General features: G+C 58.2%; 12 protein-coding genes. All 12 read left to right on the top strand.

All coding sequences use genetic code 11. The annotated features are described in order from the left end of the window. Nucleotides 1-5 precede the first annotated feature (5 nt). The 12 genes from J7359_RS09050 (at nucleotide 6) to J7359_RS08995 (ending at nucleotide 15,677) form a co-directional block, all read left to right on the top strand. Nucleotides 6-638, top strand: coding sequence for a lytic transglycosylase domain-containing protein (locus J7359_RS09050; RefSeq protein WP_247740290.1), 633 nt, complete (start codon nucleotides 6-8; stop codon nucleotides 636-638). Between the two features lie 532 nt (nucleotides 639-1,170). Next, nucleotides 1,171-2,643, top strand: coding sequence for a DUF3363 domain-containing protein (locus J7359_RS09045; protein WP_348524361.1), 1,473 nt, complete (start codon nucleotides 1,171-1,173; stop codon nucleotides 2,641-2,643). A gap of 17 nt (nucleotides 2,644-2,660) precedes the next feature. After that, nucleotides 2,661-4,655, top strand: coding sequence for a conjugal transfer protein TraG (locus tag J7359_RS09040; protein WP_209056316.1), 1,995 nt, complete (start codon nucleotides 2,661-2,663; stop codon nucleotides 4,653-4,655). Nucleotides 4,656-4,664: 9 nt separating this feature from the next. Next, nucleotides 4,665-5,087, top strand: coding sequence for a ribbon-helix-helix protein, CopG family (locus J7359_RS09035; protein WP_209056469.1), 423 nt, complete (start codon nucleotides 4,665-4,667; stop codon nucleotides 5,085-5,087). Nucleotides 5,088-5,250: 163 nt separating this feature from the next. Further along, nucleotides 5,251-6,105: a WYL domain-containing protein gene (locus J7359_RS09030; protein ID WP_209056315.1), complete on the top strand. Its 855-nt coding sequence runs from the start codon at nucleotides 5,251-5,253 to the stop codon at nucleotides 6,103-6,105. Continuing rightward, nucleotides 6,102-9,518, top strand: a complete 3,417-nt coding sequence (locus J7359_RS09025) for a DEAD/DEAH box helicase family protein (protein ID WP_209056314.1) — start codon at nucleotides 6,102-6,104, stop codon at nucleotides 9,516-9,518. Before J7359_RS09030 ends, J7359_RS09025 begins: the two co-directional genes overlap by 4 nt. Beyond that, nucleotides 9,518-11,038, top strand: a complete 1,521-nt coding sequence (locus tag J7359_RS09020) for a class I SAM-dependent DNA methyltransferase (protein ID WP_209056313.1) — start codon at nucleotides 9,518-9,520, stop codon at nucleotides 11,036-11,038. The genes J7359_RS09025 and J7359_RS09020 overlap by 1 nt, the downstream gene beginning before the upstream one ends. Beyond that, entirely contained in the window at nucleotides 11,035-12,225 is a 1,191-nt protein-coding gene (locus J7359_RS09015; protein ID WP_209056312.1) for a restriction endonuclease subunit S, read from the top strand. Before J7359_RS09020 ends, J7359_RS09015 begins: the two co-directional genes overlap by 4 nt. Then, nucleotides 12,222-13,151, top strand: a complete 930-nt coding sequence (locus J7359_RS09010) for a DUF5655 domain-containing protein (RefSeq protein WP_209056311.1) — start codon at nucleotides 12,222-12,224, stop codon at nucleotides 13,149-13,151. Before J7359_RS09015 ends, J7359_RS09010 begins: the two co-directional genes overlap by 4 nt. A 9-nt stretch (nucleotides 13,152-13,160) precedes the next feature. Continuing rightward, nucleotides 13,161-13,676, top strand: a complete 516-nt coding sequence (locus J7359_RS09005; protein ID WP_209056310.1) for a hypothetical protein — start codon at nucleotides 13,161-13,163, stop codon at nucleotides 13,674-13,676. Then, on the top strand, nucleotides 13,669-14,697 hold the full coding sequence (locus J7359_RS09000) for a DUF4917 family protein (RefSeq protein ID WP_209056309.1): 1,029 nt from the start codon (nucleotides 13,669-13,671) through the stop codon (nucleotides 14,695-14,697). The genes J7359_RS09005 and J7359_RS09000 overlap by 8 nt, the downstream gene beginning before the upstream one ends. Then, the gene (locus J7359_RS08995) at nucleotides 14,694-15,677 is read left to right on the top strand and encodes a GIY-YIG nuclease family protein (RefSeq protein WP_209056308.1); all 984 of its coding nucleotides are present in this window, start codon (nucleotides 14,694-14,696) and stop codon (nucleotides 15,675-15,677) included. The genes J7359_RS09000 and J7359_RS08995 overlap by 4 nt, the downstream gene beginning before the upstream one ends. Nucleotides 15,678-15,683: the final 6 nt, after the last annotated feature.

Here is a 15,683-nt window from a genome sequence, read left to right as displayed (position 1 = left end):
TCTGCATGCCGATGACCTTGACACCGTCCGCCGTGATCGCTCAGGACCGCAGTGTTCCTGCATCTGAGCAGCAAGCAATCGACATCTATATCGCAGAAGCCGCGCGCAGGTTCGGCCTCCCAGAGCACTGGATCCTTGCCGTTATTGAGGCTGAAAGCGCCGGTAATCCCCGCGCGGTCAGCCACGCAGGCGCCATGGGGCTTATGCAGATCATGCCCGGCACCTGGGCCGAATTGCGCGCAGCCCACCGGCTTGGCGATGACCCCTTCGATCCACGCGACAACATCCTGGCCGGTACCGCCTATCTACGGCAGATGTACGACCGGTTCGGGTCGCCCGGCTTTCTCGCGGCCTATAATGCCGGACCTGCGCGCTACCAGGACCACCTAGACACCGGGGGCGCCCTGCCGCGTGAAACCCGCAATTACCTCGCCATCCTCGCGCCACTCATCGCCGATGGAACCGACGTCGCGCGGGCCGTGAACAACCCGCAGAGGACGCAGGACTGGCGCGACGCCCCGCTGTTCGCAGCAATGGCCGAGGAGGGTCAGACCCCCGGCGAAGACGCCCAACGGATTGCGTCTGACGCATCTCAGTACCGCATCTTCGTGCCTATCAGCCGGGGGCGAACGCCATGATCCGCGGAATCGCACCAAAGCGAGGTCTGGAAAGCCGGGTCGCAGGAATGTGCCGGAGAGGGTCGACGCGCAGGGTCTCAACAGAAAGAGCGCAAGATAAAAGAGGTGCCGCAAGCGGACCTCAAGCTGTTGTTTCTCTGCGAGGATTTGCGCGGCACATCCAAGCTGCATGCCGCAGGACTTCATCTAAAAAGCTGATTTTACGATATTCTTTGTGCGGCATCATGCTCTGCGAGCGTGCACGACCATGACCGGGCGCGACGACGACCTTCGTATCCGACCCGGGCGTATCCGCGACGGCGGCAGGACCTCGAAGCAACCTACACGCTTTGTCAGTGAGGTAATGCGCGCTGCCCGCAAGTCCGGTCAGACTGGTTATCGTTTCGGAGCCGAGCAATCTCAATCGACTTCCGGATCATTCGGACGTGGGCGCTTTCAGAGAGCAGCGCTGAACATGTCCCGCACATCTCGGCGCGTCATAGTCAATGCACGCGTCGTGCGCCACCAGGGCAAGCGCTTTCGTTCCGCGCCCATGGCCAAGCATCTCGGCTACCTGCAGCGCGATGGCGTCGGTCAGGACGGGCGCGACGCAGACTTGTTCGGGTCTGAACGCGATGACCTCGACCGGGGCGGATTTGCGGCGCGCTGTGAGGACGACCGGCATCATTTCCGGTTCATCGTCTCGCCGGAAGACGCGGGTGACCTCGAAGATCTGCGCGCCTTCACCCGGGATTTGATGGCCCGTGCCGAACGGGATCTCGGCACCTCGCTCGACTGGGTCGCCGTCGATCACTGGAACACCGACAACCCGCATATGCACATCCTGGTGCGCGGAAAGGCCGACGATGGGCGCGACCTGGTGATCTCGCGCGACTACATCAGCCGGGGGTTTAGGGCGCGCGCGGAAGACCTCGTGCAACTGGAGCTGGGCCCGCGCAGCGCGCGCGAGATTTCCCAAGCCCTGGAAACGCAGGTCACGGCGGAGCGCTGGACCGATCTCGACCGCGGCCTGCGATCCCTGGCGGACGATCATGCCGGCGTCGCCGACCTGCGGCGCGGCACGCCGGAGCCCCGCGATCCGGAGCTGCGCCGCTTGATGATCGGGCGCGTCCAGGCACTGGAGAGGTTCGGTCTGGCCGAACAAATCGCCCCTGCCGTCTGGGAGTTGAAGCCGACTGCCGAAGACACTCTGCGTGAGCTCGGGATGCGCAGCGACATCATCAAACGGATGCACCGGGCCATGGGCGCTGACCGCGACCGCGCAGCGGGTGATTTCGCCATCGAAGGCACGCCCACCGCGCCGATCCTCGGGCGGCTCGTGGAACGCGGCTTTCATGACGACCACGCCGGGACCGGCTACGCGATCATCGACGGCGTTGACGGTCGCGTTCATCACCTGCGCTTCCGGGATCTCGATGCGACTGGCGACACGCCGCAAGCTGGCATTGTCGAAACCCGGCTCTGGACGAGGAAGACGGACGGGACACCGCAACTGTCTCTTGTCGGTCGATCCGATCTGTCGCTGACCGCCCAGATCGAGGCGGATGGCGCCACCTGGCTCGACCGCCTGCATCTTGCCCGAGACCGCGCACCGCTGAGCGGTGCCGGATTTGGCGCAGAGGTTCGCCAGGCATTGGAACGCCGCTCGGACCACCTTGTCGCCGAAGGCCTCGCCCGACGGCAAGGTCAGCGGGTCACCTTTGCCCGCGATCTGCTGGCCACCCTGCGCAACCGCGAACTGGACGCGATTGCACAAGAACTGAGCACCCAAACCGGCCTCCCCCGTTACAAGCCGACCGAGGGCGAGCCCGTCGCAGGGACGTTTCGCCAACGCCTCGATCTCGCATCGGGCCGCTTCGCCATGATCGACGATGGTCTCGGCTTCTCGCTCGTCCCCTGGACCCCGCAACTCGAACGCCATCTCGGCCAGACCGTCACAGGCACGATGGCGCCCGGCGGAGGGATCGATTGGAGCCTCGGGCGCAAGCGCGGGCTGAGCCTCTGAGCAGAAAGGACATCACCATGAGCCGTCAGGACACGTCATCGGCCACCAAGATCCTCTGGGGCCAGATCATCCTCGTCAGCATCGTGGCGCTGCTCTTTGTCTGGGCAGCGACGCAATGGGTCGCGTTTCGTCTCGGGTTCCAACCCCAGCTTGGCGCGCCTCTCACCACCCTGTTCGGCCTGCCGATCTATCGCCCGTGGCAGGTCTTCACCTGGTGGTACTGGTACGACGCCTACGCGCCCCGCGTCTTCATGGAAGGAGCCGCGATCGCCGGCGCAGGCGGGATCGGCGCCATTGCCGTCGCGATCTTGCTGTCCGTCTTGCGGGCGCGTGAGGCGAGCGACGTGACCACCTATGGATCTGCCAGATGGGCAAGCCCCAAGGATATCACCGTCGCTGGGCTGTTCGCAGACGACGGGGTCGTGCTGGGCCGTCTCGACAAGCGCTATCTCCGGCATGACGGACCGGAACATGTGCTGTGCTTCGCGCCCACCCGTTCCGGCAAGGGCGTCGGCCTGGTGATCCCAAGCCTGCTGACCTGGCCCGGCTCCGCGATTGTCCACGACATCAAGGGCGAGAACTGGCAGCTGACGTCCGGATGGCGGGCGCGGTTCGGGCGCGTCCTGCTCTTCGATCCGACCAACGGGGCCAGCGCCGCCTACAATCCGCTGCTCGAGGTCCGCCGCGGGGAGCGCGAAGTGCGGGACGTGCAAAACATCGCGGATATCCTCGTCGATCCCGAAGGCCAGCTCGAGCGACGAAACCATTGGGAGAAGACCAGCCATTCCCTTCTGGTCGGCGCGATCCTGCATGTCCTCTATGCCGAGAAGGACAAGACACTGGCAGGCGTCGCCGCCTTCCTGTCCGATCCGCGGCGTCCCATCGTCGCCACTCTGACTGCGATGATGCGGACGCCCCATCTCGGAGATCGCCCGCATCCCGTTGTCGCCCAAGCCGTGCGCGAGCTGCTGAACAAGTCCGAGAACGAACGCTCCGGTGTTCTCTCCACGGCCATGTCCTTCCTCAGCCTCTACCGCGACCCCGTGATCGCCGCCGTGACCCGGCGCTGCGACTGGCGGATCGATGATCTGGTCTCGGATGCGCGGCCGCTCACACTCTACCTCGTTGTGCCCCCGTCGGATATTTCCCGCACGAAACCGCTGGTCCGGCTGATCCTGAACCAGATCGGCCGCCGCCTGACGGAAGAATTGCACAACACCAACCGCAAGCACCGCCTTCTGTTCATGCTCGACGAGTTCCCCGCCCTCGGGCGCCTCGACTTCTTTGAAAGCCAACTGGCCTTCATGGCGGGCTACGGTCTCAAGGCGTTTCTGATCGCCCAGTCGCTGAACCAGATCGAAAAGGCCTATGGCCAGAACAATGCCATCCTGGACAACTGCCATGTCCGCGTCGCCTTCGCGACCAATGACGAGCGCACGGCCAAGCGCTTGTCTGACGCCCTCGGCACCACGACCGAACTGCGCGCGATGAAGAACTATGCCGGCCATCGCCTGTCACCCTGGCTCGGGCATCTGATGGTCTCGCGCCAGGAAACTGCCCGCGCCTTGCTGACCCCCGGTGAGATCATGCAGCTACCGTCCGACGACGAAATCATCCTGGTGTCGGGCGCAGCCCCGATCCGGGCACAAAAAGTGCGGTACTTCCGCGATGCGCAACTGACGGCAAGAATCCAAAAGCCGCCTATCGTCGAAGCATCTGCACCCGTCAGGCCTGCGGGATCCGACGATTGGAGTTGCCTTAAACCGATAGTGCCACCTCAGGAAGCTGGTACGAACAAGCCCGCTGACGATACAGATGGCGGCATCCGACGAGAGCCTGAAATCCCAGAACATGAGGATGTGGCGCCCGAACTGCCGTTCCCGCGCGAGGAATTCGCGGCCCTCGAAGACGATGCTGACGACGAGGCCCAACGCGCTCGCGCCATGCAGACCCGCTTCCGCAACGTCGCGCGTCAAGCGGCCCTCGATCCCGACGACGGCATTGAACTGTGAGGTGACGACATCAAGAAAGCCAAGATCACCGCCTATGTCGACGCAGCCCTCTTCGATGAAATCGACGCGCTGGCCGCTCGGCGGCGCGTCCCCAAAACCCAGATCATCGAAGCGGCCCTGGCGTCGTTCCTCTCACCCGACAGCGCCGAGCAGAGCGAGGCCGCGATCGTCCGGAGGCTGGACCGCCTGACAAGGTCGCTCGAGCGGCTGGAACGCGACCAGGAGATCACGACCGAGGCGCTGGCGCTGTTCGTCCGCTTCTGGCTGACCACGACACCCCCTTTGCCGGATGACACCTACGCAGCGGCTAGGGCGAAGGGGAAGGAGCGGTATGGAGGCTTCGTTGAGACGCTGGCGCGACGGTTGGGTAAAGGAACGACCTTGACAAGAGAGCTATCTAGGGAAAAGCCAAACCCCGAAGTCCAAGGTTAGCAACAAAAACAGAAAAAAGTGATCCAAAATATGGACTTGCTCACAGGTCGTTGCTCAGTTTGACGTTCTGCAAGGCGTCGATTCAGGCCTCAACAAAGTCGGTTGACCTCGGTTCGGATACTTTGTATACGAATACTTATTATACCCAACCGCGAGTCGAGCGATGGCTTCCACCGAACTGAAATGGGCGACGGAACAAAGGTTCCAGTTTATCGAGTACCAAGCCTTCTGGCTTGGTAGCCTCAACCGTGTCGACCTCACATCGCATTTTGGAATCTCGGTACCTCAAGCTTCCAAGGATATAGCAGCCTACCAGTCGCTATACCCGCAAAACATAAAATACGATCACAGCGAGAAGCGGTACTTTGTGACGAAGGAGTTTGCGCCTCACTTCATCGAGCTGAAGCCAGATGTCTTCCTCCATGGCCTGCTGAGAGAAGCAGATGATTCCCAAACTTCTGTCCTGCTTCCGACTGAAGGTATACGGATTCCGAAACGGCTGATTGATCCTTTGGTGCTGCAACGCCTGAATGAGTGCATTGCAAACAATCAGTCGGTGGAAATCCATTATCAGTCGATGAGCCCCGGCAAACCAGATGCACTCTGGCGCCGTATCACTCCCCACAGCTTTGTAACTGATGGGCTTCGCTGGCACACGAGGGCCTACTGTCACATCGATCAAAAATTCAAAGACTTCCTGCTATCAAGGTGTCTTGGCTCCCGTGAGCCTGGCGCATCTGCCGCATCGGTGCACGACGATATCTATTGGAACAAGTCTTTCGAGATCCGCCTCGTGCCCAACCCCGCGCTGTCCGCTTCGCAGAAGAAGGTAGTGGCAACCGACTACGGCATGCGCGATGCAAGGCTTACCGTTTCCACCCGGATGGCCATGCTGTACTACTTTGAGAAGCGTTTGCGGTTAGACGTGGCGCATCTCATGGACGACCCAGGCGAATGCCCGGTGATCATTGAGAACAAGTCGGCTTTCGACGCCGCTGTAAAGGAGGCGACAAAATGACGGCCTCCAATTTCGACTTTCTAAAGAACCACTGGCCCGAGGTTGCTGTTCTTGGCGCGAGGGCCGAGAGCTACGTGATGCTCGATGCCCGGAGTGCTATATTCAATCTCCGGCTTTTGGCAGAGAACCTCGTGAAGGACATCTATCACGCACTTCATCTGCCCAAACCGGTTAGACCGACTCAAATCGATCTTCTCACCAATAGCGCCTTTGTAGCCGTGGTGCCGAAAGTCGTGCTGAACAAGCTGCATGCCATCAGGAAATTCGGAAATAAGGCGGCACATGGCGATGATGTTTCCCGGAATGACGCCCTGTGGTTGCTCAAGGAAGCTCACGATCTCAGCAAGTGGGCTATCATCAACTACTGTCAGGTCGACCACAAAACGCTGCCGACATTCGAGCAGCCAAAGCTCAAAAGCGTCGGCAAGGAACAGCAACCGCTTACTCAGCAAGAGAAGCAGACCCTCCAAAAGCTAGCTGCTCAGGAAGAGCAGATCGCTGCGCTTCTGGCAGAGGTAGAAAAGTCCCGCGAGCAAGTTGAAGCCGCCGAGAAAAAGGCTGACGAACTAGCAAGCCTCGCCAAATCCGCTCAGCAGACCGCCGACGTCCTTGAGTTCAATGAGGCGACAACTCGGTCCCGCATCATTGACAACCTGATCGCGGCTGCCGGTTGGAATGTTGCGACGGGAGAAACCTCGACGAATGAAGTCGTGAAGGAAATGGAGGTCGATGGCCAACCTACACCGTCAGGAAAGGGCTTCGTTGACTATGTCCTGTTGGACGCAGACGGCTCGCCACTGGCGGTTATAGAGGCAAAGAAAACCTCCGTCGATCCGGAACTCGGCCGAAAGCAAGCGGTGCTGTACGCAGATGCGCTTGAGAAGAAGTCTGGCCAGCGGCCGGTCATTTTCTACACCAACGGATACGACATCTGGATGTGGGACGATGCAGCCGGGTACCCGCCGAGAAAGGTGTTCGGCTACTATTCCAAGGACAGTCTGCAGTATCTGGTCAAGTTCCAGCGCAAGAGCCGCAAGGATCTTAAGTCGCTGGTACCGCAAGAGCGGATCGTCAATCGCTTGTATCAGATTGAGGCGATCAAACGCGTATCTGAGCGCTTTACCGACAAGCATCGAAAGGCGTTGATCGTTCAGGCAACAGGTACCGGCAAGACGCGTGTTGCGATCGCTCTTGCCGAATTGCTGATCCGCGCCGGATGGGCAAAGCGGGTGCTGTTCCTTTGCGACCGCAAGGAGCTCCGCAAACAGGCGAAGAACGCCTTCACTGACTTCCTCGATTCAGAGCCGATCCGGGTGGTCAACTCTCGTGTCAACGGCGCTGCCACGGAGCGCATATTCATTTCGACGTACCCGGCGATGCTCAAGGTGTACCAGTCGTTCGATGTGGGGTTCTTCGATCTGATTATCGCTGACGAGTCCCACCGCAGCATCTACAACATCTATGGTGATCTCTTTCACTATTTCGACAGCCTCCAGGTCGGGTTGACGGCGACGCCGGTCAATTTCGTGACACGGTCGACCTTTGGCCTTTTCAATTGCGAGGGCAAGCTGCCGACCTTCAGCTACGACCTGGAGGAGGCGGTGGGTGAGAAGCATCTTGTTCCCTTTGAGGTGATCGATCATACCACTCAGTTCCTTCGTGACGGCATCACACTTGATGGGCTGACCCAAACGCAGATCGAGGAACTGGAAGCCCAAGGCGAAGACCCGAATGACTATGACTACTCCTCAGAACAGATCGACAAGGCGATCTACAATCGCGACACCAACCGTGTGATCATTCGCAATCTGATGGAAAACGGCATCCGAGATGCGAACGGACAGACCATCGGCAAGACGATCATCTTTGCGCGCAATCATGAACACGCCATGCTGATGAGCCGGCTGTTCGACGAGATGTATCCGCAATATGGCGGAAAGTTCTGTCAGGTGATCGACAACTATGACCCACGCGCTGAAAGCCTGATCGACGATTTCAAGGGCACGGGCACCAACAGCGAGCTCACCATCGCCCTTTCGGTGGACATGCTCGATACCGGCATCGATGTTCCTGAGATCGTGAACCTCGTCTTTGCAAAGCCAGTGCGCTCGCCGGTCAAGTTCTGGCAGATGGTTGGACGCGGCACACGGCTTTGCACCGATTTGTTTGGCCCTGGAAAGGACAAGACCGTCTTCCGGATCTTCGACCACTGGGCTAACTTCAAACGCTTCGAAGAGGGCTACAAACCTGCCGAGCCGACGGTTACGAAATCACTGCTCCAACAGCTTTTCGAGCAGCGCATCCAGCTTGCTGAAACGGCACTGCAGAAGAGCGAGATTGCCGTCTTCGATCACGTGATCCAGTTGATCGCTGCCGACATCAATGCGCTTGATGAAAACACCGTCGCGGTGCGGGAGAAGTGGCGGGAGAAGCGCTCGACTGCTTCGATTGAGAACCTGAAACGGTTCGATCCTGGGACAGTATCGGTGCTGCGCCAGACCATCGCCCCGCTGATGCAATGGCGCGATATCAGGGGCAAGGCCGAGGCGCATGCGTTCGATCTGCTTGTGTGCAAGGCCCAGATCGCGGTCTTGCATCAGTCTGCCGAGGTCGCCGATCTCAAGATCGATTTCCTCGACCGGCTGGGCTCGCTCCAGATGCATCTCAACCCGGTTCGGGAACAGGCCGAGGTGATCAAAAAGGCCAAGTCCGATGCCTTCTGGAACGGCGTGACCGTGATGGACCTTGAGGCCGTGCGCGAGCCGCTGCGCAGCATCATGATCTACCGCGACCGACAGAAGATTGGCGGCAACGGCCCCAAGATCGTCGACATCACTGAAGACACCGGTCTCGTGCAGTCCTCGCGCCGCAGCGCTTCGCTCAAGACCGTGGACATGGCTGCCTATGAGCAGCTCGTAGAAGCTGAACTGAAAAAACACTTCGAGACCAATGCGACGTTGAAGAAAATCCGCGCAGGCGAGGCGGTGACGCCCGAGGACCTCAACGCAATAATCTCGCTGGTCTTGACCCAGAACCCCGATGTCAGTCGCAACGCGCTGGAAGAGTTTTTTGCGTCCACGACGCTGCCGCTCGACATCACCATCCGCAAGATGGTCGGGCTCGAAGAACAGGCCGTGAAGGAAAAGTTCTCGGCTTTCGTGCTGGGCCATCCCGAACTGACCGCCAAGCAGACACGCTTCCTGGCGCTGCTGCAAAACCACATCATCAAATTCGGTTTCATCACCATCGACCGCCTCTATGACCAGCCATTCACGGTTGTGGATGCCGATGGCCCCGAGGGCATCTTCGAAAAACCCGATGACATCGACCAGTTGATGAAAATCGTCAATCTCTTCGCTCCGGTGCCCAAAGGCGATGACGGAGCCGATACATCCCAAGGAAAGCTGCACTAATGGTAACCGGCGAATTGAAAAAGAAGATCGATGCCCTCTGGACCGAGTTCTGGACCGGCGGCATCACCAATCCGCTGACGGTGATCGAGCAGATCACCTTCCTGATCTTCGTGCGCTTGCTCGACGTGAACGAAGCCCGCGACGAAAACCGCCTGAAGCGCAGCGGCGTGGAGTTCAAGCGCCGGTTCAATGCTGATGAACAGGAACTCCGCTGGTCGCAGTTCCGCCATCTGGGTGCCGATGAGATGCTGCCGCTGGTGCGCGACAGGGTCTTCCCGCATTTCCGCAAGGCGTCCGTCGGCACCACTTTCGCCGAGTTCATGAAGGATGCGCAGCTGATGATCCAGAAGCCCAGCCTTCTGGTGAAGGCGGTCAACATGATCAACGACCTGCCGCTCACAGCTGGCGATACCAAGGGCGACCTCTACGAATACCTGCTCGGCAAGTTGACCACGGCAGGCATCAACGGCCAGTTCCGCACGCCGCGCCACATCATCCGCCTTATGGTGGACATGCTGGAGCCCAAGCCCACCGATGTGATTTCCGACCCGTCTTGTGGCACCGGTGGCTTTCTGGTCGAGACGATGAACTACCTTCTCGAAAACCACACCTCGCCCGAGGCTGTGATGGAGGAAACCGATCCGGACACCGGCAAGACCGAGAAGACCTTCACCGGCGACCTGCTCGAGGATCATTGGACCCATATCCGCAACGACATGTTCCACGGCTTCGATTTTGACGCCACCATGCTGCGCATCGCGGCGATGAACATGATGCTGCACGGCGTTGATAATCCCGACATCCACTACCAGGACACGCTGAGCAACAGCTTCCCGGAGAAGTTCCCCAAATCATCAAGCGAAGGCTTCGACATTGTCCTCGCCAATCCGCCCTTCAAGGGCTCGCTGGATTTCGAGGATGTGCATGCCGGGCTTCTGCGTCAGGTGAAGACGAAGAAGACGGAACTGTTGTTTCTGGTTCTGATCCTGCGCATGCTGAAAACCGGCGGGCGCTCGGCCACCATTGTGCCTGATGGGGTGCTCTTCGGCTCGTCCACCGCCCATGTGGCACTGCGCAAGTTGCTGGTTGACCACAACCAGTTGGAGGCGGTCATCTCGCTGCCCTCGGGTGTGTTCAAGCCCTATGCGGGTGTGTCCACAGGCATCCTCGTCTTCACCAAGGGCGGACGTACCGATGATGTCTTCTTCTACGATGTGGAGGCGGACGGTTACTCGCTGGATGACAAGCGCGATCCGATCGAGGCAAATGACCTGCCGGATTGCATCACCGCTTGGCGCAACCGTGATCCGAAGCGGGACACGGACCGCAAGCAGAAGGCCTTCTTCGTTCCGGCCGATGACATTCGCGAAGCGAATTTCGACCTCTCGCTCTCCAAATACAAGGAGCGCGTCTACGCGGAACAGAAGTACGACCCGCCGAAGGTCATCTTGGAACGAATGAAGATCCTGAATAACGACATCGCCAAGGACCTCGCAGACCTTGAGGGGATGTTGGGATGACGACGGTGATACCCCTTGGCCAGGTTGTCGATGTCTCAGCCGGGCAACCAGCTCCCAAGCCCGATGAGTTCTCTAACTCGGGAGAGCCATTCATTCGTGCCGGTAGTCTCGAACGACTGATCTCCGGCACAGGCGAAGAAAACTGCGAGCGGATCAGCGAAGAAACCGCGCGGCAAAAAAGGCTTAGGCTATATCCGGAAAATACGATTCTTTTTGCAAAAAGCGGCATGTCCGCCAAACTTGGCCGGGTCTACAGGCTTAAGCGACCTGCTTATGTCGTGAGCCACCTAGCCGCACTTACGCCAATTGGAAAATACGACCCTAACTATCTTTCGTACTGGCTAAGAAAGAACCCGCCATCGCATCTGATCAAAGATGATGCTTACCCATCCATTCGCACCTCGGAAATTGCGAACCTCGAAGTTCCGAACATAAGCCTGGATGAACAACGTCGGATTGCGGCGATCCTCGACAAGGCCGATGCCATCCGCCGCAAACGCCAGCAGGCCATCGCCCTCGCCGACAAGTTTCTCGAGTCGGCGTTTCTGGACATGTTCGGTGATCCTGAAACAAATCCTAGAGAACTGCCACAAGAAGCGCTTGGCGAGCTTTTGGAGAGGATTGATAGCGGCCACAGTCCGAAGTGCGAAGCTAGGCCGGCTGCCGATAATGAAGTCGGGATCTTGAAAGTGAGCTCCATCTCTTCCACTCATTTCAGGCCCGAAGAAAACAAAGCAGTTTTTGAAACTTACCCTATTGATGAGCGCAACTTAATAAATAGAGGAGATCTTCTCTTTTCTAGAAAGAACACATACCAATTAGTGGGCGCCTCCGCTATTGTTGATACTGTGCATGGAAAACTGGCTTTGCCAGATTTGATATTCAGGCTCGTGCCAAGAGCTGACCGTAGGATTGAAATCCCATATTTATGGATGCTCTTGACCCAAGAATCAATAAGAGAACGCTTGAGAAAAGTAGCTGGTGGATCGGCTGCATCGATGCCAAACATCGGAAAAGAAAGACTGAGGTCTGTCCTCCTTCCAATCGCCGAGCCAGAGGATCAAGCCCAATTTTCGAAATTCTATTCTAAGAGAATTTTACTGAAAAATAAGCTTCAGGAGAATCTGAACGTAGCGGAAAACCTCTTCGCCTCCCTCTCACAGCGCGCGTTCCGGGGAGAGCTATGAGCGATCTGAAACTCTTCCGGATTGGCGGCACGGATGTCTGCGAGGTGCATGGCACGTCGCTGGCGCTGGAAAAATCCCTGCAGACGCTGATCGAGCAGAACCTGGAGACCTTTCTCGGTGTCCGCTTTCTTGCGTCGGAATTCTCCACCGGCCGCGACCATGGCGGGCGGATGGACACGCTCGGCATCGATGAAAACTCCTGCCCTGTGATCATCGAATACAAACGTTCCTCCAACATGAACGTCATCAATCAGGGCCTGTTCTATCTCGACTGGCTGGTGACGCACCGCGGCGATTTCGAGATGCTGGTCTTGAAGAAACTCGGCGAGAAGGCAGCGCAGTCCGTCGAATGGTCTTCGCCGCGCCTGATCTGCATCGCCGGCGATTTTTCCCGCTATGACGAGCACGCCATCAAGCAGATGAACCGCAACATCGAGCTCATTCGCTACATGAAGTTCGATAATGACCTGCTGCTGCTGGAACAGGTCAACGCGGCCTCCGCTCCGCTGAACGGCGTGATCGCGACGGATAAAGTTAATGGCGGCACGGACGGCGGGCAAAAGCAGAAATACACCACCGTCTCGCAATATCTCGACAAGGCAGACGGTGAGTTGCGCGCCCTCTTCGATACGGTGAAGGAGCATCTCGAAGGGCTGGGGGATGATGTGCAGTTCAAGGTGCTGCGCTTCTATTTCGCGTTCAAGCGGATCAAGAATTTCGCCTGCGTCGAGATCAAGACCCAGGAGCGCAAGCTGATCGTCCACGTCAAGGTCGACCCCGACACAATCACGCTGGAAGACGGCTTTACCCGCGACGTGCGCAACATCGGCCATTTCGGCACCGGCGATCTGGAAATCACCATCCGCTCGATGGCAGATTTCGAGAAGGCCAAGCCGCTGTTCGATCGCAGCTATGAGAATGCGTGAGGTCGGGTGATGGCGGAACTCCACACCCTCACCCTGCCCGGCCCGATGCTGCAACGCGGGTTCTGGCTTTATGTTTGGCGGATCGACACGCCGAAGGGCGAGCGTCTGTATGTCGGGCGCACCGGGGACAACAGCAGCCCTTATGCGACCGCGCCCTACACGCGGATGGGGCAACATCTGGGATTTCAGAAAGCCTCCAACAGCCTTCGCCGCTTGCTTACCGAACAGGGCATCAAACCGGAGCAATGCGCCCAATACTATCTGGTATCCTATGGGCCGATTTTTCCGGAGATCGGGAAGACCGCGGAGCAGGATCATGGCGAGCAGATGGAGCTGCACAAACCTGTTCGTGACCGGATGGCAGCACTGGAACGGGACCTGCGCGACGCATTGGCCGATGCTGGCTATTCGGTTCTCAACGTGGTGCGCAGCAAGGCTCAATCCGATCCGGTCACATGGCGGGACGTTCTGGCGGCGTTTTCGGCAAACTTCCCGAAGCTGATTGAAGGGCGTGCAGATGGGTGAGCTCCAAATCCATAGTTTTGAAGAATGCCTGAATTTGGCCGGAGCCAAGAAGCACATCCTGCTGGGCAATGGTTTCAGCATTGCCTTGAAGCCAGACATTTTTAGCTATGGTTCGCTCTACAGCAAGGCGGATTTCTCCACCGTCCCTCATGCTGCCGAAGTCTTCAACGCGCTCGCGACGCAGGATTTCGAAGCTGTAATCCGGCTGCTCGTCGATATGGCCAAGGTCCTGAAATGCTACGAGTACACTTCGCCAGAACTCGTCGAACAGATCGAGAAGGATGCAGCGGCGATCAAAACAATCCTAGCCGAAGCGATAGCGTTAAATCACCCAGACCGGCCCTACGACATCAAAAACGAGCAGTATGCCGCTTGTCGCGCATTTCTCTCCCACTTCGAACATATCTACACATTGAACTATGACGTGCTTCTGTACTGGGCACTGATGCATGACGAGGTCGACGAACTACACATCCGGTGCGATGACGGCTTCCGCCATCCGGAAGGGAACGAGGACGCGCCTTATGTTTCCTGGCAGGATAGCAACTCGCCGACGGTGCATTTCCTACACGGTGCCCTGCACATCTTCGATGCCGGGCATGAGATCACCAAGTACACGTGGTCCAAGACCGATATTCCGATTGTCGATCAGGTTCGCTCTGCGCTTGACGAGGAGAAGTATCCGGTATTCGTCGCCGAGGGGCATAGCCGTGACAAACTCGATAAGATCATGCACAGCGCCTACCTGCATAAGGCGCTGCGGAGCTTCTCCAGCATAAGCGGATCATTGTTTGTCTTTGGGCATTCGTTCGATGACAACGATGATCACGTCCTGAGCAAAATCCCACAGGGAAGGGTTACCGAACTTTTCGTCGGTCTTTATGGCAACCCCAACTCAGACAACAACAAACGGATCATCGCCAAGGCATTTAGCTTCGTGGACTTCCGCGCTGAATCTGGCAAGAGAAACAAGCTGAATGTCCACTTCTTTGACGTTGGCACGGCGAAGGTTTGGGGATGAAGCTGGACAAGATCACCCCCGAAGACCGCCAGATCTGGGTGCGCGCATTCTACGGCTTCAACCCCGAGGAAGCCGGATACATCGGCTTCACCCATGAAGCGCAGCGCGAAGACATGCTGACCAAGATGAAGGACGGGGATCTTGTCCTCATCTACGGCGCCGTAGACTCTCTCACAGATACCGATCTGCAGAGGCAGGCCCTTGGCTTCATGGAAGTCACATTGGAACGATGCCATGACCTGGACCGGCAGACTGAGGAGTCGAGGAAATGGAAGCTAGATCATGGTTTTCAGGACAGGTGGACCTACGGCCTGAAAGTTGTCCGTGCATGGCGCGTCACCAACCGGGTTCACATCAAGACCATCGCGCCGAAGGCCTATGACAGCAAGAAACGGTTCGAGAGAACGACCAAGGCTGTCCTGCTTGAGCCAGATGAAAAGCGCAGGGCGCTCAGCCACCATGTCCGGCAGGTGAACGTCTACGGTGAACCGCCCATCGCGGCGGATGAACTCGTCAGCGGCTATATGAACGACCTGCTCAAGCCGTCCAAGGGTATTCCTCCTAGCTTCGGGGACCGCACCTCAACGCATGAAGATGGAGAGAACCACCTCTACCTCATGAAGCTGTCAGCCAATGCGGAATCGTTGCTTGGGAAGACCGGCCCCCATGTCGGCCAGGCCTTGGTAAAGATCGGTAGATCGAATGACCCTGCTCGCCGGTTGAAAGAGGTGAATGGCGGGTTTCCCGAGCGTGCCGTTTGCCGATGGGAACTTGCGTACAGCCAGCCTTTTGAAAACGGCGAAACTGCACACAATCATGAGAGTGAGTTGAAAGAGCGACTCGCCAGAGAATTTACCTCTCAGGCGGGGGAATTCTACACAGGTGAATGGTCTGCGATGGAGCGCGCTTTCCAAACCTTCTGTTTTTCCAAGATGCCCAAAATACTCGCCGCCGCTGGGAAGGCCAAAGGCGTGAACTAAGAAAAG

Origin of the sequence: Paracoccus sp. R12_2 (assembly GCF_017744015.1) — a bacterium.
Classification (GTDB): domain Bacteria; phylum Pseudomonadota; class Alphaproteobacteria; order Rhodobacterales; family Rhodobacteraceae; genus Paracoccus.
This window is presented reverse-complemented; position numbering and strand designations above follow the sequence as displayed.